The 26,722-nt window shown below is 67.2% G+C and carries 21 protein-coding genes; 10 read left to right on the top strand and 11 right to left on the bottom strand.

What is annotated here, in order from left to right; genetic code table 11:
- Positions 1 to 101 precede the first annotated feature (101 nt).
- Positions 102 to 761, top strand: a complete 660-nt coding sequence (locus ACWKV7_RS07270) for a GntR family transcriptional regulator (protein WP_483856992.1) — start codon at positions 102 to 104, stop codon at positions 759 to 761.
- 2 nt (positions 762 to 763) lie between these two features.
- On the opposite strand, the gene ACWKV7_RS07265 is transcribed toward ACWKV7_RS07270, so the two are convergent.
- The 8 genes from ACWKV7_RS07265 to ACWKV7_RS07230 form a co-directional block, all read right to left on the bottom strand.
- Complete coding sequence (locus ACWKV7_RS07265; protein WP_483856991.1) at positions 764 to 1,171, bottom strand: SMI1/KNR4 family protein; 408 nt, start codon at positions 1,169 to 1,171, stop codon at positions 764 to 766.
- Between the two features lie 370 nt (positions 1,172 to 1,541).
- Positions 1,542 to 2,387 (bottom strand): Tim44 domain-containing protein, encoded by an 846-nt coding sequence (locus ACWKV7_RS07260; protein WP_483856990.1) that lies wholly within the window; start codon positions 2,385 to 2,387, stop codon positions 1,542 to 1,544.
- Between the two features lie 95 nt (positions 2,388 to 2,482).
- On the bottom strand, positions 2,483 to 3,064 hold the full coding sequence (locus tag ACWKV7_RS07255) for a TetR/AcrR family transcriptional regulator (RefSeq protein WP_483856989.1): 582 nt from the start codon (positions 3,062 to 3,064) through the stop codon (positions 2,483 to 2,485).
- An 87-nt stretch (positions 3,065 to 3,151) separates the two neighbouring features.
- On the bottom strand, positions 3,152 to 3,820 hold the full coding sequence (locus ACWKV7_RS07250; RefSeq protein ID WP_483856988.1) for an outer membrane protein: 669 nt from the start codon (positions 3,818 to 3,820) through the stop codon (positions 3,152 to 3,154).
- A 116-nt stretch (positions 3,821 to 3,936) separates the two neighbouring features.
- Positions 3,937 to 5,025: a TRAP transporter substrate-binding protein gene (locus ACWKV7_RS07245; RefSeq protein ID WP_483856987.1), complete on the bottom strand. Its 1,089-nt coding sequence runs from the start codon at positions 5,023 to 5,025 to the stop codon at positions 3,937 to 3,939.
- Positions 5,026 to 5,062: 37 nt separating this feature from the next.
- Positions 5,063 to 7,255, bottom strand: a complete 2,193-nt coding sequence (gene uvrD / locus ACWKV7_RS07240; protein ID WP_483856986.1) for a DNA helicase II — start codon at positions 7,253 to 7,255, stop codon at positions 5,063 to 5,065.
- A gap of 228 nt (positions 7,256 to 7,483) precedes the next feature.
- Positions 7,484 to 7,966: a hypothetical protein gene (locus ACWKV7_RS07235; RefSeq protein ID WP_483856985.1), complete on the bottom strand. Its 483-nt coding sequence runs from the start codon at positions 7,964 to 7,966 to the stop codon at positions 7,484 to 7,486.
- A gap of 236 nt (positions 7,967 to 8,202) precedes the next feature.
- Positions 8,203 to 8,511 carry a hypothetical protein gene (locus tag ACWKV7_RS07230; protein ID WP_483856984.1) on the bottom strand — a complete coding sequence of 103 codons (309 nt, stop codon included), beginning with the start codon at positions 8,509 to 8,511 and terminating at the stop codon, positions 8,203 to 8,205.
- 643 nt (positions 8,512 to 9,154) lie between these two features.
- Between ACWKV7_RS07230 and ACWKV7_RS07225 the strand changes: the two genes are divergently transcribed.
- Complete coding sequence (locus tag ACWKV7_RS07225) at positions 9,155 to 10,813, top strand: Hsp70 family protein (protein WP_483856983.1); 1,659 nt, start codon at positions 9,155 to 9,157, stop codon at positions 10,811 to 10,813.
- 1 nt (position 10,814) lies between these two features.
- Here the strand turns inward: ACWKV7_RS07225 and ACWKV7_RS07220 are convergent, their stop codons facing one another.
- Both ACWKV7_RS07220 and ACWKV7_RS07215 read right to left on the bottom strand, forming a co-directional pair.
- Positions 10,815 to 13,484, bottom strand: a complete 2,670-nt coding sequence (locus ACWKV7_RS07220; protein ID WP_483856982.1) for a DUF805 domain-containing protein — start codon at positions 13,482 to 13,484, stop codon at positions 10,815 to 10,817.
- The gene (locus ACWKV7_RS07215; RefSeq protein ID WP_483856981.1) at positions 13,481 to 14,188 is read right to left on the bottom strand and encodes a DUF1266 domain-containing protein; all 708 of its coding nucleotides are present in this window, start codon (positions 14,186 to 14,188) and stop codon (positions 13,481 to 13,483) included. Before ACWKV7_RS07215 ends, ACWKV7_RS07220 begins: the two co-directional genes overlap by 4 nt.
- Positions 14,189 to 14,401: 213 nt before the next feature.
- On the opposite strand from ACWKV7_RS07215, the gene hutI reads away from it, so the two are divergent.
- The 5 genes from hutI (at position 14,402) to hutC (ending at position 21,073) form a co-directional block, all read left to right on the top strand.
- Positions 14,402 to 15,619, top strand: coding sequence for an imidazolonepropionase (hutI, locus tag ACWKV7_RS07210; RefSeq protein WP_483856980.1), 1,218 nt, complete (start codon positions 14,402 to 14,404; stop codon positions 15,617 to 15,619).
- Positions 15,616 to 16,536: a formimidoylglutamase gene (gene hutG, locus ACWKV7_RS07205; RefSeq protein ID WP_483856979.1), complete on the top strand. Its 921-nt coding sequence runs from the start codon at positions 15,616 to 15,618 to the stop codon at positions 16,534 to 16,536. Before hutI ends, hutG begins: the two co-directional genes overlap by 4 nt.
- A 17-nt stretch (positions 16,537 to 16,553) precedes the next feature.
- Positions 16,554 to 18,215 carry a urocanate hydratase gene (gene hutU, locus ACWKV7_RS07200; protein WP_483856978.1) on the top strand — a complete coding sequence of 554 codons (1,662 nt, stop codon included), beginning with the start codon at positions 16,554 to 16,556 and terminating at the stop codon, positions 18,213 to 18,215.
- A gap of 233 nt (positions 18,216 to 18,448) precedes the next feature.
- Positions 18,449 to 19,978, top strand: a complete 1,530-nt coding sequence (hutH, locus tag ACWKV7_RS07195; protein ID WP_483856977.1) for a histidine ammonia-lyase — start codon at positions 18,449 to 18,451, stop codon at positions 19,976 to 19,978.
- A 366-nt stretch (positions 19,979 to 20,344) separates the two neighbouring features.
- The gene (gene hutC, locus ACWKV7_RS07190) at positions 20,345 to 21,073 is read left to right on the top strand and encodes a histidine utilization transcriptional repressor HutC (protein WP_483856976.1); all 729 of its coding nucleotides are present in this window, start codon (positions 20,345 to 20,347) and stop codon (positions 21,071 to 21,073) included.
- 9 nt (positions 21,074 to 21,082) lie between these two features.
- Here hutC and ACWKV7_RS07185 read toward each other — a convergent pair whose 3' ends face one another.
- On the bottom strand, positions 21,083 to 21,982 hold the full coding sequence (locus ACWKV7_RS07185; RefSeq protein WP_483856975.1) for a LysR family transcriptional regulator: 900 nt from the start codon (positions 21,980 to 21,982) through the stop codon (positions 21,083 to 21,085).
- A 152-nt stretch (positions 21,983 to 22,134) separates the two neighbouring features.
- Here ACWKV7_RS07185 and ACWKV7_RS07180 point away from each other — a divergent pair, with 152 nt between their 5' ends.
- From ACWKV7_RS07180 to ACWKV7_RS07170, 3 genes are all read left to right on the top strand, one after another.
- Positions 22,135 to 23,313, top strand: a complete 1,179-nt coding sequence (locus ACWKV7_RS07180; RefSeq protein ID WP_483856974.1) for an acyl-CoA dehydrogenase — start codon at positions 22,135 to 22,137, stop codon at positions 23,311 to 23,313.
- Positions 23,314 to 23,372: 59 nt separating this feature from the next.
- Positions 23,373 to 24,596, top strand: coding sequence for a CaiB/BaiF CoA transferase family protein (locus ACWKV7_RS07175; protein WP_483856973.1), 1,224 nt, complete (start codon positions 23,373 to 23,375; stop codon positions 24,594 to 24,596).
- Positions 24,597 to 24,697: 101 nt separating this feature from the next.
- Positions 24,698 to 26,515, top strand: a complete 1,818-nt coding sequence (locus tag ACWKV7_RS07170) for a C1 family peptidase (RefSeq protein ID WP_483856972.1) — start codon at positions 24,698 to 24,700, stop codon at positions 26,513 to 26,515.
- Positions 26,516 to 26,722: the final 207 nt, after the last annotated feature.

Below are 26,722 nucleotides of genomic sequence, written 5' to 3'. Positions count from 1 at the left end.
ATGGTGGGATTTATGCCGATATGCCCGTAGAATGTGATCACAAACAGCAGCATTAGTGCCTGGCAGGCAGGCTGGGATGCGACGGAGAGGTAGCCGAACCCATGAGCGATCAACGGGACAACTTGCAGGCGCAGCTGTACCAACGCATTTGCGAAGCCCTGTTGCAGGGCCGGTTTCAACCCGGCGAGCGTTTGAAGATTCGTGACCTGGCGGCGACCTGGGGCACCAGCCCGATGCCGGTGCGCGCCGCGTTGCAGCGCCTGGTCGCCGAGGGAGCATTGGAGGGCGAGCCGCAGCGCTCGGTACGGGTGCCGCCGATGACCCGCGAGCGCTTCCAGCAGTTGCTGGATGTGCGCCTGGCCCTCGAAGGCTTGGCGGTGGAAGGCGCCGCCGGGCGCCTGGACGCGCGGCAGATGACTGAGTTGCGCGCCGGCGTCGAACGCATGGAGGCGGCTCTGGAGCGTCGCGACGTCGAAGCGTACCTGCATGCCAACAGCCGCTTCCACCTCGATCTGTATGGCGCTTGCGCCAACCCGGTGCTGCTGCGCATGATCGAGACGCTGTGGCTGCAGGTCGGCCCGTTCTTCAATCGGCTGTTCACCGAGGCCGACCTGTCGTTGAGACTCAACGACTTCCACGAGGACTGCCTGCGCGCGCTGGAGGCCGGCGACGGCAAGGCCGCGCGTGCGGCGATGGAGCAGGACCTGCGCTACTTCGGCCAGTTCCTGCTCAATCTACTGAGCCTGGAAGACGCTCCGTAGGATCAGCTTTCCAGCCAGACGTCCCTGGCCCAGTGCCAGACCGAATCCCAGCTTTCGTCGGTCATCTCGCCCTCTTCACCGGACCAGAGCAGCACCTCGCCCTCCAGGTCGACGCAGTAGTAGTCGCCACGATCCTCGCAGATCGGCACCAGGTCCCGCGGCACGCCCAGGTCCCAGGCAGTGGCGGCCACCTCCGGCAGGTAGGTATGGGATTGCGGGTCGGTCACCGTCACCGGCTCCAGCCGGCCGTAGACCACATCGCTGACCTTGAGCAGGAACTCCCGCAGCTCGAAAGGCAGGTTGATCAGCAACTGCTCTTCGATCTCCACCAGCAGCTCTTCGTCCGGCAGCTCCAACGGCACCGGCACTGGTTCGTTGAGTTCACGCAGTTGTTCGATGACTTCTTCCACGACAGGCCCCTCCCCAGAGAAATGCGCGCTTATACAGTAGCCCGGCTTCCGGCGGTATCGCCATGCGCAGCTTGGCAACAAACGGACCGGCGGTTGTTTGGCAAGGTGTGGGGTAAAAATGGCTCTTTGCGGGTCTTGAGACTGGATTGGCAACGGTGTGTTAGGGCTGCTGCCGGTTGGTTGGTGTGCTGGCCACTTTTCGCGCTGTGCTGACGTCTGAAGCATCACTGACACGCGGAAATCAGCCTGCGCGCGGATCATCGGACACAACGAGCAAGCGACAACTTGCCAGCCCGGTACCAAAAATGTCCTTCCCGAGAAACGCAAAAACCCGGGACAACCCGGGTTCAATTCGCAGCCGCGAGTGGACTCAGCCGTTCTGCCGGATCCCCGCGATCAGCCAAGGCTGGTTGTCGCCTTGGGCACGTTCCATGCGCCAGCTTTCGCTGAAGGCTTCGCCCTGGTCGAAGCGCGAGGTCTTGGCCAGGCCGCCGAAGGTGACGGTGGCGACGGTCAGCTCGGTTTGGTCGTCGATGCCGTCCAGCTGTACCTCGAGGTTGTCGATGTAGGTGGACTGGTAGCCATCGCCGAGGCTGGCACGCTCCTGCTTGAGGAAGTCGAGCAGTTGCGGAGTGACGAATTCGGCGATCTTGTCCATCTCGTTGGCGTCCCAGTGCTGCTGCAGGGCCAGGAAGTGCTCGCGGGCGGCGCCGAGGAAGCGCTGCTCGTCGAACCAGGCCGGCGCGTCGATCACCGGCTTGGCGGCCGGGACAGCGCTACCGAACAGCGGGGCGGCTGGCTGCGGCATTTCGCGCTGGTAGGGCGCATGGCCGGCCATGGCCGGTTGCGCCTGTTGGCGGCGCGCCATGAACAGCTTGAAGAGCAGGAAGGCGATCAGGCCGAAGATCAGCATGTCGAGCAGTTGCAGGCCTTCGAAGCCGTCGCCGAACAGCATGGAGGCCAGCAGGCCGCCAGCGGCGATGCCGGCCAGCGGGCCGAGCCAGCGCGAGGCGCCGCTGGCGGCCGGTGCGCGGCCAGGGGTCGCTGCGGTGGCGGTGTTGCTGGGCGCCGTGCTGTCGGCGCGCGGGGCCTGGCGGGTCTGGTGGCTGGGGGTGGAGCCGAAGCTCTTGCCGCCACCGAAGCGCTTGGCATTGGCATCGAGGCTGAGGGTCAGGCCCAGGCACAGGGCCAGGACGAGACTGAGAAAACGTTGCATGGCGAGTGACTCCACTGGGTTGTATGCGCGCGCCATGGTGCACAGGGCGAACGGCGATGGCCAGCGGCAGACTGTTTCCGCTTTTTGCCTGGCACTCAGGCGGCGCGCAGCAGCATGCCCAGCGGGCCGCAGCGCAGTTGCCGACGCAGCAGGGCGCGCAGGTCGGCTTCGGGTTCCTGCGGGTGGCGCAGCCAATGCACGACGGTGCGCAGGTAGGCGGCGGTCAGCGCGCTTTCTTCGAGGATGCGGGCGAGATGGCTGTTATCGCGCCGTGCCGCTTCGCGCCACCACTGCACGGTGCGACTGATGCGCAACAGGCCGAGCACCTGCAGGTGCACGTGCCCAGGCTCCAGCTTGTACAGCAGCATCTGCCCAGTGACCGAGCGGTGCGGGGCGAGGGCGTTCAGCCAGGCGATCAGCAGTTCTTCCAGGCGCTTGCCGGCCGGCAGCTCGAGCAGGTCGGAGGCATGGCTGCGGGTCAGCAGCGCCTGGTCGGCGAGGTCGAACCAGGCCTCCACCAGGTCGTCCTTCTGCGGGTAGTGGCGGGCGATGGCGGCCAGGTCGATCTCCAGCCGGGCGGCGACGTCGAACAGGCGCAGACGCTCCCAGCCGCAGTAGTCGGCGAGGTCGAGGGCGGTATCGAGAATCTGGCGGGCCGTGGGCGAGGATGGGGACATGCTGCACCTCCGCCGCTCAGTATGGCGGCGGCGGGGTGCCTTGATGGGAAGAGGCGACGGGCGGGGAGCGGCCCTGCCCCCGGCAGATCAGAACCGGTAGGCCGCGCCCAGGCGCACGCTCTGTTCGGTCAGGCGCTGATTGAAGTTCTCGCCCCAGATATCGACAGGAATCTTCTTCTGCGTGCCGAAGTCGCTGTAGCGGTACTCGAGGCGGGTCGACCAGTTCAGGCCCAGCCGGTACTCGGCCCCGGCGCCGACCGTCCAGCCGTCCGCGCCCATGGTTTTCGAGTCTGTCGAACCGCCGACGGTCTGCCACTCCCGCGCAACCTTGGCGTAGGCATAGCCGGCGGTGGCGAACAGCAACAGGTCATCGGTGGGCAGATAACCGAACCGGCCCCGCAGGGAGCCGCTGGATTCGATTTCGCTGGTGCCACTGAAGTTGGCGCTGGTGACGCCATTGAGCTTCTGCAGACTGCCGTCGCGGTTGTCGGCGCGGCCGTCGTAGTCCGCCTCCAGGCCCAGCAGCCAGCGTTGCGACAGTGTCCAGTTGTAGCCGAACAGGCCGCCATACTGCGCCGAACGGGGATGGTTCTCCTGCGTCCAGCCGGTCTTGGCGCCGCTGGTCCGGTCGTAGCTGGTGCCTTGGTCGTGGGCCCAGGCGTAACCCGTGTAGAGCCCGACGTATGTGCCCTCGAAGCCTTGGGCCAGGGCGGTCATGGGAATCAGCAGGGCGGTCAGCAGCAGAGTGCGCTTCATGGCGATCCTTGAGCGGGTGGTTGGCAGCTAGTGCAGCCCGAACCCTGGGGAGGGGCAGGCTGCGGCAGAGTCTAGCTGGCCAGTGGCCACTGTTCTAGGGTCGACTGACCGCTGGCTCAGCGCCAGTTGTACAGCTCCTTCTCCGAGAGGCGATGCATCTGCCCGACCTGGGCCTGGAAGGCCTTCATCGAGGCCCAGATGCGGCCATTCAGCTCGGACTGTCCGGCCAGGTCGCCGAGTACCCGCTCGGACTCCTCGCGCAGTGCCGCCAGCACGTCATCGGGGAAGCGCTTCAGTTCGACGCCCTGCTTTTTCAACTCTTCCAGGGCGATGGCATTGTTGTAGACGTAATCGTCGAGCATGTCCTGGGTCGAGGCGCGGGCGGCCTCGCTGACGATCGCCTGCAGGTCGGCCGGCAGGCTGTCGTAGGCCTTCTGGTTGATCAGCAGTTCGATCACCGCCTGCGGTTCCTGCCAGCCAGGGTAGTAATAGTACTTGGCCGCCTTGTGCAGGCCGAAGGCCAGGTCGTTGTAGGGGCTGACCCAGTCGGTGGCGTCGATGGCGCCGGTCTGCAGGGCGGTGAATACCTCGCCGCCGGGCAGGTTGACGGTGGTCGCGCCGAGCCGGCTGAGCACCTCGCCGCCAAGGCCGGGCATGCGGATCTTCAGGCCCTTGAGATCGTACAGGGTATGGATTTCCTTGTTGTACCAGCCGCCCATCTGCATACCGGAGTTGCCCGCCGCCAGCGGCTTCACGCCATAGGGCGCATAGGCCTCGTCCCATAGCTGCTGGCCGCCGCCGTGGCTCAGCCAGGCGTTCATCTCGCTGGTCGACAAGCCGAACGGCACCGCGGTGAAGAACTGCGCCGCCGGCACCTTGCCCTTCCAGTAGTAGGACGCGCCGTGGCCGATCTCGGCGGTACCGCGTGATACCGCGTCGAACACCTCCAGTGGCGGCACCAGCTCGCCGCCGGCATAGACCTTGACGGTCAGCCGCCCGCCGCTCATGGCGTTGACCCGCTCGGCGAAACGGTTGGCGCCGGTTCCCAAGCCCGGATAGTTCTTCGGCCAGGCGGTGACCATCTTCCAGGTGAAGGCCGGCGTCGGCTCGGCGGTGGTCTTCTCGGGTGCGCTGTCGTCCTTGCAGGCGGTCAGGCCGAGCATGGCCAGCAGGGCGGCGGCACCGAACAGGTGGCGGCGGTTCATGGAGTCTCCCTTTTTTCTTGTTAGCCCCACGGGGCGGTTAGAACGCTTCCAGCTTGGCGTAGGCCAGCATCAACCATTTGCTGCCTTCGCCATCGAAATTCACCTGCACCCGCGCCTGCGCGCCAGCGCCTTCGAAGTTGAGGATCACGCCCTCGCCGAACAGCGCATGGCGCACGCGCTGACCGAGGTTGAAGCCGGTCTCCGGCACCGCCGCGCCGGCGAACATGGAGCTGGTACCGGCGTTGCTGCGCGCGCTGCCGCCATAGGGCCGGTTGACGCTGCCGGACAGGCGCACTTCCTGCACCAGCGACGGCGGAATTTCGCGGACGAAGCGCGACACCTTGTTGTAGGTCTCGCTGCCGTACAGCCGACGGGTCTCGGCGTAGGTCACCACCAGCCGCTGCATGGCGCGGGTGATGCCGACGTAGGCCAGGCGGCGTTCCTCCTCCAGGCGGCCGGGCTCTTCCAGGCTCATCTTGTGGGGGAACAGCCCCTCCTCCATGCCAACCAGGAACACCAGCGGGAACTCCAGGCCCTTGGCGCTGTGCAGGGTCATCAGCTGCACGCTGTCCTCGTGGTCGCCGGCCTGCTGCTCGCCGGCCTCCAGCGAGGCGTGGTCGAGGAAGGCGGTGAGCGGCGACTGATCGTCCTCCAGCTCCTCATGCTCGAAGGCACGGGCGGCGCTGACCAACTCCTCGAGGTTTTCCACCCGCGCCTGGCCCTTCTCGCCCTTCTCGTCGCGGTGATAGGCGAGCAGGCCGGACTGCTCGATCACCGTCTGGGTCATCAGGTGCAGCGGCATCTGCTCGACCTTCAGCGCGAGGGTGTCGACCAGCTCGACGAAGGCGTTCAGCGCGCTGGCGGCGCGGCCGGGCACCAGCTTGTTGCCCACCGCCTGGTGCAGCGCGGTCCACAGCGAGGTGCCGTGCTGGCGGGCGATCTCGCGCAGGGTCTCGACAGTCTTCTCGCCGATACCACGGGCCGGCACGTTGATCACCCGCTCCAGCGCCGCATCGTTGTGGCGGATATGGATCAGCCGCAGGTAGGCCATCGCGTTCTTGATTTCGGCACGCTCGAAGAAGCGCTGGCCGCCGTAGATGCGGTAGGGAATCTTCTCCCGCAGCAGTGCCTCTTCCAGCACCCGCGACTGGGCGTTGGAGCGGTAGAGGATGGCGATCTCGCTGCGTGCCAGGCCGTCCTTGATCGCCCGCTCGATACCCTCCACCACGTAGCGCGCCTCGTCGTGCTCGTTGAAGGCGGCGTACAGGCCGATCGGCTCGCCGTCGCCGCCCTCGGTCCACAGCTCCTTGCCGAGGCGTCCTTGGTTGTTGGCGATCAGCGCGTTGGCGGCCTTGAGGATGCTGGCGGTGGAGCGGTAGTTCTGCTCCAGGCGAATGGTCTCGGCATCCGGGAAGTCGTCGCTGAACTGCTGGATGTTCTCGATGCGCGCGCCGCGCCAGCCATAGATCGACTGGTCGTCGTCGCCGACCACCATCAGGCTGTCGCCGCCACGGGCCAGCAGGCGCAACCAGGCGTACTGCACCGCGTTGGTGTCCTGGAACTCGTCCACCAGGATGTGGCGGAAGCGCCGCTGGTAGTGCTCCAGAAGGCCCGGCTTGTCGCGCCAGAGATCGAGGGCGCGCAGCAGCAGCTCGGAGAAGTCGATCACCCCGGCGCGGGCGCAGGCCGCCTCGTAGGCCTCGTAGATCTTCAATTGGGTCGCGAGGAACAGGTCGCCGCCGGCCTGGATGTTCCGCGGGCGCAGGCCCTCGTCCTTCTGTGCGTTGATCCACCATTGCGCCTGGCGCGCCGGCCAGCGCTGCTCGTCGAGGCCGAGTTCGCGGATCACCCGCTTGACCAGCCGCTGCTGGTCATCGGCGTCGAGAATCTGGAAGTTCTCCGCCAGCCCGGCCTCCTGCCAGTGGGCGCGCAACAGGCGATGGGCCAGGCCGTGGAAGGTGCCGACCCACATGCCCGCCGGGCTGATGCCCAGCAGTTGTTCGATGCGGTGGCGCATCTCGGCGGCGGCCTTGTTGGTGAAGGTCACCGAGAGAATGGAATGGGCCGAGGCGTTTTCCACCTGGATCAGCCAGGCGATGCGATGTACCAGCACACGGGTCTTGCCCGAGCCGGCGCCGGCCAGCACCAGTTGCCGCCCGACCGGAGCGGCCACGGCCTGGCGCTGGGCGTCGTTGAGATAAGCGATGAGGAGTTCGGGATCGTTTTGCATCGCGGCATTCTACGGACGGGGGGAGGGGGCGGCAAACCGGATGGTCGGGTGGTTCTCGGCACCGCCAACAGCCTATGGCGCGGCATCCCTCGGCCAACACAAGGGCGGGTTAGCCGCGCAGCGGCGTAACCCGCCGGACGATTTGTAACCCCCACTCAAGTTCTGCTGCCACTGTGCCAGCCAGCACCACGGCGCGGAGGTAAGCCCCGATCAGCGCGCCCTACAAAACTACAATCTCACACCAACCTCTAATGCACGAACTACAAAAGGTGCAACACACAAACCACCTGCAAATAGGGCAATACAAAATGTCTCCAACCCCACAAGGCCTCTCGTCACCCTTACCACATTAAGAGAAAGAGCAATCATAACCACGCAGGAAGCAACCAATCTAATAAATTCATCAAATTCAATATCTGTCTCCAAGAAAATCTCAACAAGCTGCCTTATCATCAACTGACAAAATACGAAAGCAGTAACAAAAAGAGATAATCGAGCCAGAAATCCATTCTGATACCAATATGAAGAAGCCAGGATAACTAATGGGAGAGCAATCGCCAAAACATGATGAGACGGAGAATAAAACAGCGTAAGCAAACTAAAATATTCAACCCAAATCCATCTCGCGAAGAACAAGAAGACAATGGAAAGCACCAAGTAGCATAAAAATAAAAACCCAACCACACGTCGCTCTAAATCAACTCTCTTCACAATCACACCTCTTACTCATTCCATTCTTTATGTTTTTTATTTCATCCTCATTAGCCAGGTAGGGCGGGCTAGCCGCGTAGCGGCGTAACCCGCCGTTCGATCCCCACAACCCGCACGAAGCCCAACCGCGAAACATTGCCGGTCAATCCATCAACCGCCTCGGCGTGCTCCCGAACATCACCCCGCGCGGGTCAATGACCCGCCCTGGCTGAAGGACAAGTGGGGAGCATTATTCGTCAGCGGGTTTCTATATCGCCGATAATGGCCGGTGTACCGATGTAGGTAATATAAAGAAATGAGCCACTATTAAATGCCTGTGCCGCCGTAGAAATTTGGACGCCAATGATTGCGTTGGCTTCTCTCGGGGCATAGCTTGTAAAGCGATCCAATATCTCCTGGTATTCGTTTCGGTTGCGCTCCACTAAGCTGCGAAGCAGCCCTTTGTTCGATATTTCTACTGTGCCTGTAACTTGGATCATGGAGTAGATTTGCTTGACCTCCATTCCCGCTGGCATTTGATCGGTGCTAAAAAGAATCTTTTCCATAAAATCCTCCGATGTGTGTTCTCAGTACTTCCATGGTTGCGCCCTCGAAGGAAAATCTGAAAAGCTCGAGTTTGCGAAACTCCCCCCGGTTATTCGCGGGGGTGTTTGAGCGCATATTCGCGAGCAGCTTTTTCAGACCATTCCTAATGAAGGTTGCGCCGCCAATTCATATGCTTTTGCCAAGATGACTCGGCGTGCGCGTTGGACGAAATCGCCGTCGTAGCGCGTGGGCAGGGGGGCTTCCCGGTGGGTGTCCGAGGTGCCTGACAAGCGAAGGGTGTCGGCCCGGTGTTTTTTCAATGATCGCGTCCATGCCAACAAGGGGCTTCATGCAGATGGGCCAGAAATGGCGCAGAGGCGGCAAGAGCCGACTCGGCGCAGAGGCTCCCGGATTCTAGGAAGAAGCTCCTGGCCATGGCGTGATGCAACGCACGGTCAGAAGTGCTCACATTCGGGCAGGTTGCCTCGCTTGGCACGCTACAAATGCGCGCAAGTATGCGTTTGGCAAAGCGTGCCCCCTTTCGGGTGCCGCAAGTGTACGAGTCAATCCGCGACGGCGCACCTGATATGTTTCACGGCAGATGCTGCGCGATGCCGGTAGAATTGCCGCCGTTTTATCGACGTCATGGAAGGAGGCTTTCCCATGGATGAACCGTTGATCGGCATCGACCTCGGCACCACCAACAGCCTGGTGGCGGTCTGGCGCGAGGGTCGTGCCGAGCTGATCCCCAATGTGCTCGGCGAGTTCCTCACGCCTTCGGCGGTCAGCGTCGACGAGGACGGCAGCATTCTCGTCGGTCGTGCCGCCCGCGCCCGCCTCACCACCCATCCCGAGCGCAGCGCCGCAGCCTTCAAGCGCTTCATGGGCAGCGACAAGCGCTACCTGCTCGGTGACCAGCGCTTCAGCCCGGAAGAGCTGTCGGCGCTGGTGCTGGGTTCGCTGAAGCAGGATGCCGAGGCCTTTCTCGGCTGCCCGGTCAATGAGGCGGTGATCTCGGTGCCGGCCTATTTCAGCGACGAGCAGCGCAAACGCACCCGCTTCGCCGCTGAGCTGGCCGGGCTCAAGGTGGCGCGGCTGATCAACGAACCGACTGCCGCGGCCATGGCCTACGGCCTGCACGAGCGGGCTTTCGAGCGCAGCCTGATCTTCGACCTGGGCGGCGGCACCTTCGACGTCACCGTGCTGGAGTACGCGCTGCCGCTGATCGAGGTCAACGCCTCCACCGGCGACAACTTCCTCGGCGGAGAGGACTTCACCGCAGCGTTGGTACAGGCCTGCCTGGCGGACTGGGGACTGAGCCGCGATGCACTCGAACCGCTGGCCCTGGCGCGCCTGCTGGACGCCGTCGAGCAGCTCAAGTGCGCCCTGGCCGACGGCCCGCAGACGCTGCGCTGGGAAGGCCGCGAGTGGCAACTGGACGAGGCCCGCGCGCAGCAGATCTGGAAGCCGTTGCTGGCGCGCTTGCGCGCGCCCATCGAGCAGGCCCTGCGCGACGCCCGGCTGAAGCCCTCGGCCCTCGACAGTCTGGTGCTGGTCGGCGGCTCCAGCCGCCTGCCGGTGGTGCAGCAACTGGTGGCGACGCTGTTCGGCCGGCTGCCCTACCGCCATCTCGACCCGGACACCCTGGTCGCCCTCGGCGCCGCTACCCAGGCTGCTTGCCGCGCCCGTGACCAGGCCATCGAGGAGGTGATCCTCACCGACGTCTGCCCCTACACCCTGGGCATCGCCACCACCCAGGGCGAACGCCACGGCATGTTCTCGCCGATCATCGAGCGCAACACCGTGGTGCCGGTGTCGCGGGTGGAGCGCTTCTACAGCGGCCATCCTGAGCAGACCCACGTGCGCGTGCAGGTCTACCAGGGCGAGCAGCCGCGGGTCGCCGACAACCTGTTCGTCGATGCCTTCGAGGTGCCGTTGCCCAGGGGCGATGGTGTGCAGTCGCTGGACATTCGCTTCAGCTACGACATCAACGGCCTGCTGGAGGTGGACGTGATCCTGCCCGACAGCGGCGAGCGCCATAGCCATGTGATCGACCGCAGCCCCAGCGGTCTCGACGAAGCCGCCCGCGCCGCCAGCCACGAGCGGCTGCAGAAGCTGAAGGTGCACCCGCGCGACAGCCTGCCCAACCGCACCCTGCTGGCGCGCCTGGAGCGGGCCTGGGGCCAGGCCCTCGGCGAGCAGCGCCAGCAGATCGGCGAGTGGCTCGCCGAGTTCGAGCGCCTGCTGCTTGGCCAGGACCGCAAGCGCATCGACGCCGGCCGCAGCGAGCTGGGCGGCCTGCTCGACCAGCTGGGCTTGTAGCTCAGGCCTCGCCGCGCAAGACCGCCTGCAGGCCGCCACCTTCGAAGCGCGGCCGGCTACCGGGGGGTGGGCCGTAGCGGTTCGGTAATGAATCGCCGGGCAGGAAGCACAGCGCCAGCGGGGCGAACGGCAGCACGAAGGCGAGCACCAGGAGGAATACCAGCATGCCGAGGCCGAGGCCGATATCGTGCAGCCGGCGCAGGGCGGCACCGAGCAGCCCGAGCAGCGGCAACAGGATCGTCAGCGGATGGCTGTGGAGCAGCAGGTAGCCAGCCAGCGCCGAATAGCCCAGCATCTGCAGGCAAAAGGCGCCCGCGCCGAGGCGCGACCCCAGCCGCCAGACCTGCCAGGCCGGCACTACTTCTTCGCTGGCCTTGCCCAGCAGCAGGCGTTCGCTCCATTGCAGCAGCCCGGCGACGGCCAGGCGCAGGATGCTGGGCATTTCGGCGTTGTCCTTCAATCGCTGCAGCGCGCGCAACTGCTTGGTGCGCGGCGGCGCGCCGGCAATCAGCACGCCGAGGGCGTCCAGGGCGCTGTTGTAGGCCGGCTGCAACTCCCCCAATAGATCCTGGCCCGGCCGCGCCGGTTTGCCGCGTACCAGGCCGTTGCGGAACGCTTCGAACCAATCCGCCTGGCTCCGGTAATCGGCCAGGGCGCGCAGCGCCTCGGTGCGCTGCTGCTGGGACAGCGACGGGTCGTGGTGTAGCACCGCATACAGCAGCATGGCGCTCATCGGTTGTTGTTCGATGGCTTCGTCGCTCTGCTCGGCGCACTGAAACAGTTGCTCGCTGCTCAGCGGCGCGCGGCTCGCCAGGAAGCGCTCCACAGTCAACGGCAGGCGTTGCCCCAGCAGCGCTTCGATCGGCTGATCCTGCCGCAGGAACTGATGCAGGGCTTCGAAATGGCCATCCCGCCCGTGCAGCACCTGCAGGGTCTTGATCAGCGGCACCGCCGGATGGCCGGGCGTGGTGGGCAGGGCGGCGAGCACGTCGCCCTCCAGCAGGTCGAGCCAGCGCTGCGGTGCGCACAGCAGGTTGAGCAAAAACTCGTTCTGGCGTTGCCAGGCCCAGCGCAGCTCGGCATCAACGCCCGCCGGCAACGGCCATTCCACACTCTCCTTGGCCAGTTGCAGGGTCGTGCGCAGCTTGCTCAGTTGCAGCGCGCTGCCTTCCAGCAGGCCGGCTTTGTGCAGCCGGTGCAGGTCGCGCAATGCGAACGGCCAGCGCCGCTGCAACCAGAACCAGGCCAGGCGGCTGGCTTCGTTGCCGGGGCTGCTCAGCGTAGCCTCCAGCACCGGCTCGGCTTCGTCACTGGCCAGGTAGGCGCGCAGCGCGCGCGGCACCGGCGCCTGCTGCAGCCAGGCCAGGCGCAGCTGGGCGTGGCGCTGCAGGCCCTCGAGGATCAGCCGGTCCAGCGGGTCGCTGGGCGGCGCGGCGGCGAGAATGTCGCGCAGCAAGGCATCGTCGCCACGCTCCAGTGCCCAGGCATGGCGATACAGGCGCAGCAACGGATCGCGACCGTCGTCGCCGAGCAGGGCGATCAGCAAGGCCTGTTCGTTGACGCCCAGGCTCCACTCCAGGTAGAGGCCGGCCACGCCGGGAAGCTCGTCGGCCACGGCCCTGGCCCAGCGCGCGCGGGTTTCCGGTGCCTGCATCGGGCCGCCGCCATAGGCCTGGGCCGCCTGGTCCCAGTCCTGCGGCCAAGCCTGGTAGGGCTTGGCGGGGTCGAGGGCGAGGATCAGCAACGGCAGGCGCGTCGGGGCGTCGCGGCGGCAGGCGTTCAACAGCCCCTCGGCGGCTTGCGGCAGGCGCCGCTCGCGCCATAGCCACAGCCATTGCTCGCGGGCCAGCGCGGTTTCGCCCAGCGCCTCGGCCTGGCAGGCCAGCCAGTAGCGCCAGTCGAGGTCGTCCGGCGTGCGCTGGAGGCGCTCCTGGCACAGCGTGAGCAGGCTCGATATGCCGACCCCGGCCCGCGTGCACCAGGCCAGCAACAACTCCGGGATGCGCGCCTGATCCGGCAGCGGCTGCGCGCCATGCAGCTGCAGCGCGAAGGCCAATTGCTCGGCGGACTGGCGGCGGAACAGGTGTTCCAGGTGGTGCAGATACCAGATGCTTTCCTGCTGGGCCTCCCAGGACCAACTGGCGGCGCTGCTGAAGTCGAACAGGTCGTCTTCGTTGGCGATCTCGTTCAGGCGCTGGTCGATGGCCTCGGCTTGCTGTGGGTCCAGTTCGCCGAGGCGCTGTTGCCAGGTCATGCGCTGCAACAGCGGGCGGGCACAGGCATGGGCCAGCGGCCGGGCGTTGAGCAGCTCCTGCAACAGCGGCCAGTGCAGGGCATCCAGTTCTTCCAGGGTGCTCTGGTCGAGTTGCTCGATATAGCGCAACCAGGCGTCCGGCAGGAAACGCTGGGCCGGGTCGGCGAGCAGGTTGCGGAAGGCTTCGAGCAGCGCCGGCACGCTTTCGTGCTCAGGGGCCGGCGTGGACTCGGCGGTCGTCGGCTCCTGCTCGCGGGCCAGTGCTTGCGCTTCTTCGTAGGCGCGGCGCAGGCGCTGGAAGCCCTCGGGGTCGGTTTCCGGGTGATGGTGCGGCAGGCGGCCGCGGTAGGCATCGCGAATGACCTCGAGGTCATTGGTGGCGGCGATGCCCAGGGTGTCCCAGCACGAGGTGGTCATGACCAGTCGAACTCCTGCAGGCTGTCGGGTTTGTCCAGCTCCGGCAGCTCGATGTGCCAGGGCAGCGCGCGCAGGGGCGACTGCTCGTGGAAGCACAGGTGCTGGATCATCTCGTGGTTACCGGGGTGGCCGCCGGCATGGCTCAGGCAGGCTTGCAGCTCGACCGGCTGCTCGATGTTCAGGTACATCCAGAACACCCGGCCGAACAGGAAGCCGCTGATGTAGGCGGGCCAGCTGCGGTAGTAGTACTGCGCGCGCAGGGCCAGGCGCTGCTGCAGCCACAGGCTTTCCGCCAGGTCGACCCAGCCGTTGCGCAGGCCGCAGCGGATCAGGAAGCCCATGCGCCCCAGGTCCCAGGAGCGAATGCCGCCCGCGCCGCACTCGCTGGCGGTGCGGGCGGCGAACTCGTAGAGCACCCGTGTGCGCTCGTCCAGCTCGGCGAGGGTGGCTCGCCATTGGCTCGGCGACTGCCGGTCGAAATCGTAATAGGCCGGAGCGAGGCGCGCGGCATGGCCGTTGTCGGCCATGCCCTCGATCGTCTCCAGCAGTCCGCCGCGGTCGGTGATGCCCCAGCTATGGTTGAGGTCGACGCCGCTGCGTACCTCGGGGCTGTAGAAGCCGGGCTCGGTGTAGCCGGCTTCCTGATTGATCCCCACCATCGGGGCGGACAGCGCGAGGAGCCAATGCTGCTGCGATTCGTCCATGAATGCCTCCGGACGGGCCGAGGGTCGGCCCGGATCGATTTCAAAGGCCGGCATTCTACTGGCACAGGGCTGCGCGCAAGCAGCCTGGCGGGCAGGTTGTGAAGCCTTTCACGGGATAGCCGCGGAAGCGCTCGATCATTTGTATATACATTAAGCTTGACTGATGGGTCATTTGCTTCTATTTGTATGTACAAATAAATCAAGGGACATGCCATGCCCACTTCGACCCGCAGCTGGATCAACCTGCGCCTCGCCAGTCTCGATCCGGACCGGCCGCAGCCCTACGGCCTGCTCGACGATCTGGCGGCAGTAGAGGTCGCCGACGGCGTGATCCAGCGCCTGGTGCCGATGGCCGAGTGGCGGTCGTCGGCCGATGCCGAGGTGATCGACGGCGAGGGGCGTTGCCTGACGCCGGGGCTGATCGACTGCCATACCCACCTGGTCTGGGGTGGCGACCGCGCCGCGGACTTCGAGCGGCGGCTGAACGGCGCCAGCTACGCCGAGATCGCCGCGGCCGGCGGCGGCATCCGTTCCACCGTGGCGGCCACCCGCGCCGCCAGCGAGCAGCAGTTGTTCGAGGCCGCGCTGCCGCGCCTGCAGGCGCTGCTGAACGAGGGCGTGACCACGGTCGAGATCAAATCCGGCTACGGCCTCAGCCTGGAGCACGAGCTCAAGCAGCTGCGCGTCGCTCGCCGCCTCGGCGCCGAGCGGCCGCTGCGGGTGCGCACCACCTTGCTGGCGGCGCACACGGTGCCGGCGGAGTTCGCCGGCAATGCCGATGGCTATATCCAGCGCGTGTGCGAGGAGATCCTGCCGGCCGCCGCCGAGGCCGGCCTGGCCGATGCGGTGGACCTGTTCTGTGAAACCGTCGGCTTCACCCCGGCGCAGAGCCGCCGGGTGTTCGAGCGCGCCCGCCAGCTCGGCCTGCCGATCAAGGGCCATGTGGAGCAGCTGTCCGACCAGGGCGGCGCGCGACTGGTGGCGGAGTTCGCCGGGCTGTCCGCCGATCACCTGGAATACCTCGACGAGTCCGGCATCGCCGCGCTGGCCGCCTCCGGAACCGTCGCCGTGCTGCTGCCCGGCGCCTTCCTGTTTCTCAACGAGACGCGCAAGCCGCCGGTTGCTGCCCTGCGCGCCGCCGGCGTGCCGCTGGCGGTGGCCAGCGACCTCAACCCCGGTACCTCGCCGTTCGCCTCGCTGCGGCTGATGGGCAACCTGGCCTGCACGCAGTTCGGCCTGACCCCGGAAGAAGCCCTCGCCGGCATGACCCGCGAGGCCGCCCGCGCCCTGGGCCTGGCCGATCGCGGAATGATTCGCCCCGGCCTGCGCGCCGACTTCGCCCTGTGGGATGTCGGGCATCCCGCGCAACTGATCTACGAACCCCTGACCCCGCGCCTGTGGCAGCGGGTGCTGGAGGGAGAGCCGCGATGAACACCGATATGAGCCTCTGGAGCGGCCGCGTCGACGCCGACGAAGGCCCGCGCGCGCTGCGCTGGCACCAGTGCGTGCGCCCCATCGAGAACGCCGACGCCAGCGGCGTGGCGCTGCTCGGCTTCGCCAGCGACGAGGGCGTGCGCCGCAACCAGGGTCGGGTCGGCGCTGCCGAAGGGCCGTTGGCGCTGCGCAAGGCGCTGGCCAACCTGGCCTGGCACGGCTCGCAGCCGGTCTACGAGGCCGGCGACGTGCGCTGCGAGGGCGAGGAGCTGGAAGGCGCCCAGCAGGCCCTCGGCGACGCCGTCGCCGCGCTGCTCAAGGCCGGCCACCTGCCGCTGGTGCTCGGCGGCGGCCACGAGACCGCCTGGGGCACCTTCCAGGGTTTGGCCCAGGCGCGGCCGGAGGCACGCTTCGGCATCATCAACCTGGACGCCCACTTCGACCTGCGCCGCGCCGCCCGTGCCAGCTCCGGTACGCCCTTCGCCCAGATCGGCGCCTGGCACCGCGAGCGCGGCCGGCCGTTCGACTACCTCTGCCTCGGCGTCGCCGAGCCGTCCAACAGCGCCGCGCTGTTCGACAACGCCCGCGACTTCGGCCTCACCTGGTGGCTCGACGAGGACCTCGACGCGCAGCGCCTGCCGGCGCTGCTGGAGCGCATCGACGCCTTCTGCGACGGGGTCGACGCCGTGCAGCTGTCCATCGACCTCGACGTGCTGCCGGCCAGCGTGATGCCCGCCGTCAGCGCCCCGGCCGCCCGTGGCGTGCCGCTGGAATTCATCGAAGCCATCGTCGACCGGGTCAAGGCCAGTGGCCGCCTGGCCCTGGCCGAGGTGGTGGAGTTCAACCCGCGTTTCGACATCGACAACCACGGCGCCCGCAGCGCCGCCCGACTGCTCTGGAAATTGGCCCGCTGACGGCCAGGAGAACAACAATGACCGGACCCCGTACCCTGCGCGCGCCCCGTGGCGGCGAGCTGACCTGCAAGAGCTGGCTGACCGAGGCCGCCTACCGCATGTTGCACAACAACCTCGACCCCGAGGTGGCCGAGCACCCGGACAAGCTGGTGGTGTACGGCGGCATCGGCAAGGCGGCACGCAACTGGGAGTGCCTGGACAGCATCCTCGATACCCTCAAGCGGCTGGAAGACGACCAGACCCTGCTGATCCAGTCCGGCAAGCCGGTCGGCGTGTTCCAGACCCACGCCGACGCGCCGCGAGTGCTGCTGGCCAACTCCAACCTGGTGCCGCACTGGGCGACCTGGGAGCACTTCCACGAGCTGGATCGCAAGGGCCTGATGATGTACGGCCAGATGACCGCCGGCAGTTGGATCTACATCGGCTCCCAGGGCATCGTCCAGGGCACCTACGAGACCTTCTACGCGGTGGCCAACCAGCATTTCGACGGCAACCCCAAGGGCCGCTGGATTCTCACCGGCGGCCTCGGCGGCATGGGCGGCGCGCAGCCGCTGGCGGCGACCATGGCCGGTTTCTGCATGCTGGCGGTGGAGTGCGACGAGACGCGCATCGACTTCCGCCTGCGCACCCGTTACCTCGACCACAAGGCCAGCAGCCTGGACGAAGCGCTGCGCCTGATCGACGACGCCAGGCGCGAGGGCCGGGCGATCTCCGTCGGCCTGCTGGGCAACGCCGCCGAGGTGTTCCCCGAGTTGGTCAAGCGCGGCGTGACCCCGGACTGCGTCACCGACCAGACCAGCGCCCACGACCCGCTGCACGGCTACCTGCCGGCCGGCTGGAGCATGGAGCAGTGGCGCGCCGAGCAGCAGAACGCGCCGCAGGCGGTGGTCAAGGCGGCCAAGCAGTCGATGGCGGTGCAGGTGCGGGCCATGCTCGACCTGCAGGCGCGCGGCGCGGCGACCCTCGACTACGGCAACAACATCCGCCAGATGGCGCTGGAAGAGGGTGTGCAGAACGCCTTCGACTTCCCCGGCTTCGTCCCCGCCTATATCCGCCCGCTGTTCTGCGAAGGCATCGGCCCGTTCCGCTGGGTGGCGCTGTCCGGCGACCCCGAGGACATCTACAAGACCGACGCCAAGGTGAAGGAGCTGATCCCCGACGACCCGCACCTGCACAACTGGCTGGACATGGCCCGCGAGCGCATTGCCTTCCAGGGCCTGCCGGCGCGCATCTGCTGGGTCGGCTTGAAGGACCGCGCGCGCCTGGCGCTGGCGTTCAACGAGATGGTCGCCAACGGCGAGCTGAAGGCGCCCATCGTCATCGGCCGCGACCACCTGGACTCCGGCTCGGTGGCCAGCCCCAACCGCGAGACCGAAGCCATGCGCGACGGCTCCGACGCGGTGTCCGACTGGCCGCTGCTCAACGCCCTGCTGAACACCGCCGGCGGCGCCACCTGGGTCTCGCTGCACCACGGCGGCGGGGTGGGCATGGGCTTCTCCCAGCATGCCGGGGTGGTGATCGTCGCCGACGGCACTGACGCGGCGGCCAGGCGCCTCGGCCGGGTGTTGCGCAACGACCCCGGCACCGGGGTGATGCGCCACGCCGACGCCGGCTACGAGATCGCCCAGCGCTGCGCCCGCGAGCAGGGGCTCGATCTGCCGATGCTGAAAACGGAGTGAACGGTAGGTTGGGTTGAGCCGCGCAATTTGTAGGTTGGGGCGAAGCGCATCATTCGTAGGTTGGGTTGAGCGGAGCGATACCCAAGGAGCGGGGCCCCAGCCATGCACGTTTGCCAAGGCCGCCATGGTGGGTATCGCTGCGCTCAACCCACCCTACGGTCCCAACGGATTTTTCGGACGCCCAGCGTCCCCCTGATTACGACCGGCCCCCATGGCCATCCGAGGACACGAACATGTACGACCTGCTGATCAACCCCGGCCGCATGAGCCTCGCCGAGCTGCGCCGCGTCACCGCCGAGCCGGTGCGCCTGCGCCTGGCCGACGAGGCCCGCGCGGTCATCGCCGCCTCCGCCGCCACCGTCAGCCAGCTGCTCGCCGAGGGGCGGGTGATCTACGGCATCAACACCGGCTTCGGCCTGCTCGCCAACACCCGCATCGAAGCCAAGGACCTGGAGGTTCTGCAGCGCTCCATCGTGCTGTCCCACGCCGCCGGCATCGGCGCGCCGATGGACGAGGGCACCGTGCGGCTGATGATGGTGCTGAAGATCAACTCCCTGGCCCGCGGCCATTCCGGCATTCGCCAGGTGGTGCTGGATGCGCTGATGCGCCTGCTGGAAACCGAGGTCTACCCCTGCGTGCCGGTGAAGGGCTCGGTGGGCGCCAGCGGCGACCTGGCGCCGCTCGCTCACATGAGCGCGGTGCTGCTCGGCGAGGGCGAAGTGATCCACCAGGGCCAGCGCCTGCCGGCCGCCGACGGGCTGCGCATCGCCGGGTTGCAACCGCTGACCCTGGCGCCGAAGGAGGGACTGGCCCTGCTCAACGGCACCCAGGCCAGCACCGCCTTCGCCCTGCGCGGGCTGTTCGCCGCCGAGGACCTGTTCGCCAGCGCGTTGGTCTCCGGCGCGCTCTCGGTGGAGGCGGCCAAAGGCAGCCGCACGCCGTTCGATGCACGCATTCACGCCGTGCGCGGCCAGCCGGGGCAGATCGACGTCGCCGCCGCCTACCGCCGCCTGCTCGACCACAGCGAAATCGAAGACAGCCATCGCAGCTGCGAGAAGGTGCAGGACCCGTACTCCCTGCGCTGCCAGCCGCAGGTGATGGGCGCCTGCCTGGACCAGATCCGCCACGCCGCGCGGGTGCTGGAGATCGAGGCCAACGCCGTCTCCGACAACCCGCTGGTATTCCCGGAAGACGCGCAGATCCTCTCCGGCGGCAACTTCCACGCCGAGCCGGTGGCCTTCGCCGCCGACAACCTGGCGCTGGCCATCGCCGAGATCGGCTCGCTCTCCGAACGGCGCATGGCGTTGCTGATCGACTCGCACCTGAGCGGCCTGCCGCCGTTCCTGGTGGAGAACGGTGGGGTCAACTCCGGCTTCATGATCGCCCAGGTCACCGCCGCTGCCCTGGCCAGCGAGAACAAGACCTACGCCCACCCGGCCTCGGTGGACAGCCTGCCGACTTCGGCCAACCAGGAGGACCACGTGTCCATGGCCGCCTTCGCCGGCCGCCGCCTGCTGGACATGGCGGAAAACACCGCCGGCATCCTCGCCGTGGAGCTGCTCGCCGCCGCCCAGGGCGTGGAATTCCGCCGCCCGCTGCGCACCTCCGAACTGCTCGAAGGTGCCATAGGCCGCCTGCGCGAGCGCGTGCCGTTCTACGACAAGGACCGCTACTTCGCCCCGGACATCGAAGCCGCCAGCGCTCTGATCCGCGCCGGTTCGTACAACGACTACGCCACGGCGGGGTTGTTGCCGAGCCTGTGATGCAGGCATTGGTAGGGCCATTCGCCTGACGCCGCGTCAGGCGAATGAATTCGCCCCTACGGGCGCAGTCGTCAGCCGCAGGGCGGGTGGAACCCGCCGCCTCACGGGGCCTCGGCGGGTTGCACCCGCCCTACGTGGTTTTCGGTCAGCTTCGTAGCCCGGATAAGCGCCAGCGCAATCCGGGACCACGCTTCCCGGATTGCGCCGCGTGCTGCGACTTATCCGGGCTACGTTCTGGTTCTAAAGGTGGTTCCTGCGTACCTGTAGGGGCGAATTTATTCGCCTGGCGGCGTATCAGGCGAATAAATTCGCCCCTACAGGCGCAGCCCGAGCCGCTTCGTCTCTGCACAGGTATGCTATGCCGCCATGAGCACCGCCGACGCCCCGCAGTACCAGCGCATCAAGAGCCACATCCTCGCCGCCATCCGTGCCGGCGAGCTGCGGCCGGGCGACCGCATTCCGGCGGAGACCAGCCTGGCCGAGCAATTCGGCGTCAGCCGCATGACCGTTAACCGCGCCATCCGCGAGCTGGCCGATGCCGGCGTGGTCGAGCGCTTCGTCGGCGATGGCACCTACATCGCCGAGCCGCGGGCCGAGTCGCCGCTCACCGAGATCCGCAACATCGCCGAGGAAATCCGTGCCCGCGGCCATGAATACAGCGCCCGCATCGTGCACCTGGAACAGCTCAGTGCCAACGCCGAGCTGGCCCAGCGCCTGGCCGTGCGCATCCAGGAGCCGGTGTTCCACAGCCTGATCGTGCATTGCGAAAACGAAATCCCGGTGCAACTGGAAGACCGCTACGTCAACCCTGCGCTGTGCCCGGACTACCTCGAACAGGACTACACCCAGCTCACCCCCAACCAGCACCTCAGCCGCACCTGCCCGCTGACCGACATCGAGCACCTGCTCAGCGCCCGCCTGCCCGGTGCGCGCGAGCAGGAGCTGCTCGGTATCGACGCCGACGAGCCCTGCCTGCTGCTGCTGCGCCGCACCTGGTCCGGCGGTCGCCTGGTCAGCGTCGCCCAACTCTGGCACCCCGGCAGCCGCTACGCCCTGCGCGCCCACATCCATCTGGCCGACGGCGGCGAGGGCTGACCTCGCGCGTCACTGCGGCTCGCGATAGCGCCGCGCCTCCTCCACCAGCCAGTCGCGGAAGGCTTGCAGCGCCGCCGACTCCACCTTGCGCTCGGGAATCACCAGGTAATAGGCCTTGTCGTTGACACTGGCGTGCTCCCTGGCGATCACCAGGCGACCTTCGGCCAGTTCGCGCTGGATCAGGAACGGCGGGATCAGCGCCACGCCCATGCCGTGTTCGGCCGCCTGGGCGAGCATGGAGAACAGCTCGTAGCGCGGCCCGGTCATGTCCCGCGGCACGCTGAGGCCGAGGGAGGCGAACCACTGGCGCCAGGCATAGGGGCGGGTGCTCTGCTGCAGCAGCGGCAGGCCGGCGATGGCCTCGGCATCGACGCGGGTGCGCCCGCCGAGCAGGTCCGGGCTGCACACCGGCATGGCGTTCTCCGGCATCAGGTAATGGCACTGGGTACCGGACCAGTCGCCGTCGCCGAAATACAGCGCGGCGTCGAACTCGGTATCGGCGAACAGGAACGGCCGGGTGCGGTTGGTCAGGTTCACCGTCACTTCCGGATGCAGGGCCTGGAAGCGCTTCAAGCGGGGCAACAACCACTGGGTGCCGAAGGTCGGTACCACCGCCAGTTCCAGACCGTCGGCACCGTGCTGGCCCATCACCGACAGGGTGTCGCGTTCCACCGCATCCAATTGCGCGGCGACTCGCCGGCTGTAGCCGCGTCCGGCCTCGGTGAGCTTGACCCCGCGCCGCGAGCGGCGGAACAGCGCGATGCCGAGGAATTCCTCCAGCCCGGCGACCTGCCGGCAGATCGCGCTCTGGGTCAGCGCCAGTTCCTCGGCGGCGCGGGTAAAGCTCTCATGGCGTGCGGCCGCCTCGAAGGCGAGCAGGGCGGCGGTACTGGGGATCTTGCGGCGCATGCGCTGACCTCACTAATCTGGCGCTGATACAGGCATCAATCTTTCCACGGAATGAGAAAAACGCACAATGCCGTGCAAAATCCTCGTTTGCCCAGATCGCCAGGGCTGCCTAGGATGAATGCACGACCCACGTATTTCCGAGGAATTCCCGAATGGCCAAGGCAAGCTTCAACTGGATCGACCCGCTGCTGCTGGACCAGCAGTTGACCGAGGAAGAGCGCATGGTGCGCGACAGCGCCCAGCAGTTCGCCCAGGACAAGCTGGCCCCTCGGGTGCTGGAAGCCTTTCGTCACGAGCAGACCGACCCGGCAATCTTCCGCGAGATGGGCGAGACCGGCCTGCTCGGCGCCACCATCCCGGAAACCTACGGCGGCAGCGGCCTGAACTACGTGTGCTACGGCCTGATCGCCCGCGAAGTGGAGCGCATCGACTCCGGCTATCGCTCGATGATGAGCGTGCAGTCGTCGCTGGTGATGGTGCCGATCCATGAGTTCGGCAACGAGGCGACCAAGCAGAAGTACCTGCCTAAGTTGGCGTCTGGCGAATATATCGGCTGCTTCGGCCTGACCGAGCCGAACCACGGTTCCGACCCGGGCTCTATGGTCACCCGCGCCAAGAAGGTCGACGGCGGCTACCGTCTCTCCGGCAGCAAGATGTGGATCACCAACAGCCCGATCGCCGACGTGTTCGTCGTGTGGGCGAAAGACGACGCCGGCGAGATCCGCGGCTTCGTGCTGGAAAAGGGTTGGGAAGGTCTGAGCGCCCCGGCGATCCACGGCAAGGTCGGCCTGCGCGCCTCGATCACCGGCGAGATCGTCATGGACAACGTGTTCTGCCCCGAGGAGAACGCCTTTCCCGACGTGCGCGGCCTGAAAGGTCCGTTCACCTGCCTGAACTCCGCCCGCTACGGGATTTCCTGGGGCGCGCTGGGCGCTGCCGAGTTCTGCTGGCACACCGCGCGTCAGTACTGCCTGGATCGCCAGCAGTTCGGCCGCCCGCTGGCCGCCAACCAGTTGATCCAGAAGAAGCTGGCCGATATGCAGACCGAAATTACGCTCGCGTTGCAGGGCTGCCTGCGCCTCGGCCGCATGAAGGACGAAGGCACCGCCGCGGTGGAAATCACCTCGATCATGAAGCGCAACAGCTGCGGCAAGGCCCTGGACATCGCCCGCCTGGCCCGCGACATGCTCGGCGGCAACGGCATCAGCGACGAGTTCGGCGTGGCCCGCCACCTGGTCAACCTGGAGGTGGTCAACACCTACGAGGGCACCCACGACGTGCACGCACTGATCCTCGGCCGCGCGCAGACCGGCATCCAGGCGTTCTTCTGACCTGCGCCCCTCACCCTTTGGGAGAGGGGGCCAACCGTGTATCCCTAGGAGTTTCCGCCATGCCCGGTGCCCTCTCGCATATTCGCGTACTCGACCTGTCCCGCGTGCTCGCCGGGCCCTGGGCCGGGCAGATTCTCGCCGACCTCGGCGCCGAGGTGATCAAGGTCGAGCGCCCCGGCAGCGGCGACGATACCCGCCACTGGGGCCCGCCGTTCCTCAAGGATGCCGAGGGCGAGAACACCCCCGAGGCGGCCTACTACCTCTCGGCCAACCGCAACAAGCAGTCGGTGACCATCGACTTCACCCAGCCCGAGGGCCAGCGGCTGGTGCGCGAGCTGGCGGCGCGGTCGGACATCCTCATCGAGAACTTCAAGGTCGGCGGCCTGGCGGCCTACGGCCTGGACTACGCCGCGCTGAAGGCGGCCAATCCCCGGCTGATCTACTGCTCGATCACTGGCTTCGGCCAGAGCGGGCCTTACGCCAAGCGCGCCGGCTACGACTTCATGATCCAGGGCCTCGGCGGGCTGATGAGCCTGACCGGTCGCGCCGAGGGCGAGGAGGGCGCCGGCCCGGTGAAGGTCGGCGTGGCGCTGACCGACATCCTCACCGGTCTCTATTCCACCGTGGCCATGCTCGCCGCCCTGGCCCATCGCGACCAGACCGGCATTGGCCAGCACATCGACATGGCCCTGCTCGACGTGCAGGTGGCCTGCCTGGCCAACCAGGCGATGAACTACCTGACCACCGGCAACGCGCCCAAACGCCTGGGCAATGCCCACCCGAACATCGTGCCGTACCAGGACTTTCCCACCGCCGATGGCGACTTCATCCTCACCATCGGTAACGACGGCCAGTTCCGTAAGTTTTGCGAGGTCGCCGGCCTTACGGCTTTGGCCGACGACCCGCGCTTTTCCACCAATAAGGCTCGCGTCGCCCATCGCGGCGAGCTGATCCCGCTGATCCGCCAGGCCACGGTGTTCAAGACCACCGCCGAGTGGGTCGCCCAGCTGGAGGCGGCCGGCGTGCCCTGCGGGCCGATCAACGACCTGGCCCAGGTGTTCGCCGATCCCCAGGTGCTGGCCCGCGGCCTGCGCGTCGAACTGCCGCATCCGCTGGGCGGCACGGTGCCGCAGGTGGCCAGCCCGATCCGCCTGTCGGAGACGCCGGTGGAGTATCGTCAGGCGCCGCCGCTGCTCGGCGAGCACACCGCGAAGGTGCTCGGCGAGGTGCTGGGGCTGAGCCCGCAACGCATCGACGAACTGCGCGGCGCCGGCGTGCTCTAAGCGCTGCGGTGCAGCGCGGCGGCGCTCGCCGCTGCGCTTTGACTTCCCCACCCCCTGGTCGATGCTTTCAGCTATGAATCGCTCCCTGGAAGGAGACGGCCATGGCTGCCGATACCCAGCTGGACGTCCCGGCGGAACTGGATGTACGCCGCGACTCCATGGACTTTCGCGACCTGATCTATTCGGCGTCGCTCTGCCCGTTGCCAGTCGAGCTGTACCCCGACTGGCCGCGGCTGAACATTCTTGACCAGGGCGCGGAAGGCGCCTGCACCGGTTATGCCCTGGCCGCACTGATCGATTACCTGCGCGCCGGCGATACCAGGGTCAGCCCGGACATGCTGTTCGCCATGGCCAGGCGCTACGACCAGTGGCCGGGCGAGAACTACAACCACAGCAGCACCCGCGGCGCCATGAAGGGTTGGTACAAGCACGGCGCCGTGGCGGCCGAGGTTTGGCCGGCGGACTATCGCGGCGGACTGACCCCGCAGATCCAGCAACAGGCCCAGGAGGTTCCCCTCGGCGCCTATTTTCGCGTGCTGGCGCGCATCAACGACGTGCAGGCGGCGCTGCGCGACGTCGGCGTGCTGCTGGCCTCCGCCGCCACCCACAGCGGCTGGGAGGAGCCGCCAGGCGGGGTGATCCGCTGGAACGATGCCGAGCCGCCGGGAGCCGGGCATGCCTTCGCCATCGTCGGCTACAACCGCGAGGGCTTTCTCATCCAGAACTCCTGGGGCGCGGGCTGGGGCGGGCTGGCGGTGGACGGCCGGTCGCGCGCCGGCGTGGCCCTGTGGACCTACGCGGACTTCGAAGCCAACGTCTGGGACGTCTGGGTCGCCCAGCTCGGGGTGCCGGTGGACTACCGGGTGAGCGATACCGCCAGCCGCTACGTGGCCGCCGGCGGCACGGCGCGTCCGGCATCCGGCGGGCCGCGTCCGGAGCTGATCGCCCTCAACTACCTGCACATCGACGATGGCATCTTCGATCCAATCGGCGAGTTCGCCTCCTCGCCAGCGCAGCTCGACGGCATCATCAGCCATTTGCAGCTGCATCGGCCCAAGCACCTGCTGCTGTATGCCCACGGCGGGCTGAACCAGGTCAGCAATGCGGCGATGCGCGTCTACAAATGGCGCCGCGCCTTCGCCGACAACGGCGTGCACGACCTGCACTTCATCTGGGAAAGCGGCCTGCGGGAAGAGCTGGCCGATGTGCTGCGCAGCAAGCGCGAAGCGGCGGACGACCGCGTCGGCGCGCTCAGTTCCTGGTGGGACAACCAGCTGGAAAAGCTCGCCCAGCCGCTCGGCCACTCCCTCTGGCAGGAGATGAAGCGTGATTGCGAACGGGCCTTCCTGCCGGAAGCCGCCGGCAGCCAGACCCTGCGCCGGCTGATCGCCTGGCTCGCCCAGCAGGGCCCGGCGGCGCCGCGCGTGCATCTGGTCGGGCACAGCGCCGGGGCAATCTGGCAGGCGCGCCTGCTGCAGGTCTGGCACGCCCTCGGAGGGCCGCCGCTGGACAACCTGATCCTGCTGGCACCGGCCAGCAGTCTGGCACTGCATCAGGAACGGGTGGCGCCGCTGCTTGGCCAGCAGGTGCGCCAGCAGCACCTGTTCCTGCTCTCGGACGTGGACGAGCGCGCCGACAACGTCGCGCTGATCTACCGCAAGTCGCTGCTGTATTTGGTGAGCAACGCCTTCGAGGACAAGTGGCAGCAGGTTCCCCTGCTGGGCATGGCGCGCTACCACGGCGCGCCGCAGCCGCCGAGCGGCCACCTCTACGTCGCCGGTCGCGACAGCCGGTGGAGCCGCGCCACCAGCCACGGCGGCTTCGACAACGACCCCTACACCATGGACAGCCTGCTGGCGCTGGTCCTCGGCAGCAGCGAGTTCCGCCGCTTCAAGGACGAGGAAATGCGCGGTTACTGAACCGCGCAGCCGCTGGTTGTGGGGACGAATTCGTTCGCCTTGCGGACGTTGGCGAATAAATTCGCCCCTACAGAAGTGTGCCGTTCTGTCGCCGCTTGAATTCGTTCGCGTCTGGCACGCAGCCGCTTCACGGGGAAATGCGCGGCCGCTGGCTGTAGGGGCGAATTCATTCGCCTTTCGGCGCCGGCGAATAAGTTTGCCCCTACA

It is taken from the genome of Zestomonas ipomoeae, from assembly GCF_057128665.1.
Note: the sequence above shows the minus strand (reverse complement) of the source record. Positions and strands in the feature narration are given on the sequence as shown.

What these genes read in the sequence shown, in the direction of transcription:
- ACWKV7_RS07270 (WP_483856992.1), top strand. Translation starts at nt 102, where the DNA reads ATGAGCGATCAACGGGACAACTTGCAGGCGCAGCTGTACCAACGCATT.
- ACWKV7_RS07260 (WP_483856990.1), bottom strand. Translation starts at nt 2,387, where the DNA reads ATGCAACGTTTTCTCAGTCTCGTCCTGGCCCTGTGCCTGGGCCTGACC.
- ACWKV7_RS07255 (WP_483856989.1), bottom strand. Translation starts at nt 3,064, where the DNA reads ATGTCCCCATCCTCGCCCACGGCCCGCCAGATTCTCGATACCGCCCTC.
- ACWKV7_RS07250 (WP_483856988.1), bottom strand. Translation starts at nt 3,820, where the DNA reads ATGAAGCGCACTCTGCTGCTGACCGCCCTGCTGATTCCCATGACCGCC.
- ACWKV7_RS07245 (WP_483856987.1), bottom strand. Translation starts at nt 5,025, where the DNA reads ATGAACCGCCGCCACCTGTTCGGTGCCGCCGCCCTGCTGGCCATGCTC.
- uvrD (WP_483856986.1), bottom strand. Translation starts at nt 7,255, where the DNA reads ATGCAAAACGATCCCGAACTCCTCATCGCTTATCTCAACGACGCCCAG.
- ACWKV7_RS07230 (WP_483856984.1), bottom strand. Translation starts at nt 8,511, where the DNA reads ATGGAAAAGATTCTTTTTAGCACCGATCAAATGCCAGCGGGAATGGAG.
- ACWKV7_RS07225 (WP_483856983.1), top strand. Translation starts at nt 9,155, where the DNA reads ATGGATGAACCGTTGATCGGCATCGACCTCGGCACCACCAACAGCCTG.
- ACWKV7_RS07220 (WP_483856982.1), bottom strand. Translation starts at nt 13,484, where the DNA reads ATGACCACCTCGTGCTGGGACACCCTGGGCATCGCCGCCACCAATGAC.
- ACWKV7_RS07215 (WP_483856981.1), bottom strand. Translation starts at nt 14,188, where the DNA reads ATGGACGAATCGCAGCAGCATTGGCTCCTCGCGCTGTCCGCCCCGATG.
- hutI (WP_483856980.1), top strand. Translation starts at nt 14,402, where the DNA reads ATGCCCACTTCGACCCGCAGCTGGATCAACCTGCGCCTCGCCAGTCTC.
- hutG (WP_483856979.1), top strand. Translation starts at nt 15,616, where the DNA reads ATGAACACCGATATGAGCCTCTGGAGCGGCCGCGTCGACGCCGACGAA.
- hutU (WP_483856978.1), top strand. Translation starts at nt 16,554, where the DNA reads ATGACCGGACCCCGTACCCTGCGCGCGCCCCGTGGCGGCGAGCTGACC.
- hutH (WP_483856977.1), top strand. Translation starts at nt 18,449, where the DNA reads ATGTACGACCTGCTGATCAACCCCGGCCGCATGAGCCTCGCCGAGCTG.
- hutC (WP_483856976.1), top strand. Translation starts at nt 20,345, where the DNA reads ATGAGCACCGCCGACGCCCCGCAGTACCAGCGCATCAAGAGCCACATC.
- ACWKV7_RS07185 (WP_483856975.1), bottom strand. Translation starts at nt 21,982, where the DNA reads ATGCGCCGCAAGATCCCCAGTACCGCCGCCCTGCTCGCCTTCGAGGCG.
- ACWKV7_RS07180 (WP_483856974.1), top strand. Translation starts at nt 22,135, where the DNA reads ATGGCCAAGGCAAGCTTCAACTGGATCGACCCGCTGCTGCTGGACCAG.
- ACWKV7_RS07175 (WP_483856973.1), top strand. Translation starts at nt 23,373, where the DNA reads ATGCCCGGTGCCCTCTCGCATATTCGCGTACTCGACCTGTCCCGCGTG.
- ACWKV7_RS07170 (WP_483856972.1), top strand. Translation starts at nt 24,698, where the DNA reads ATGGCTGCCGATACCCAGCTGGACGTCCCGGCGGAACTGGATGTACGC.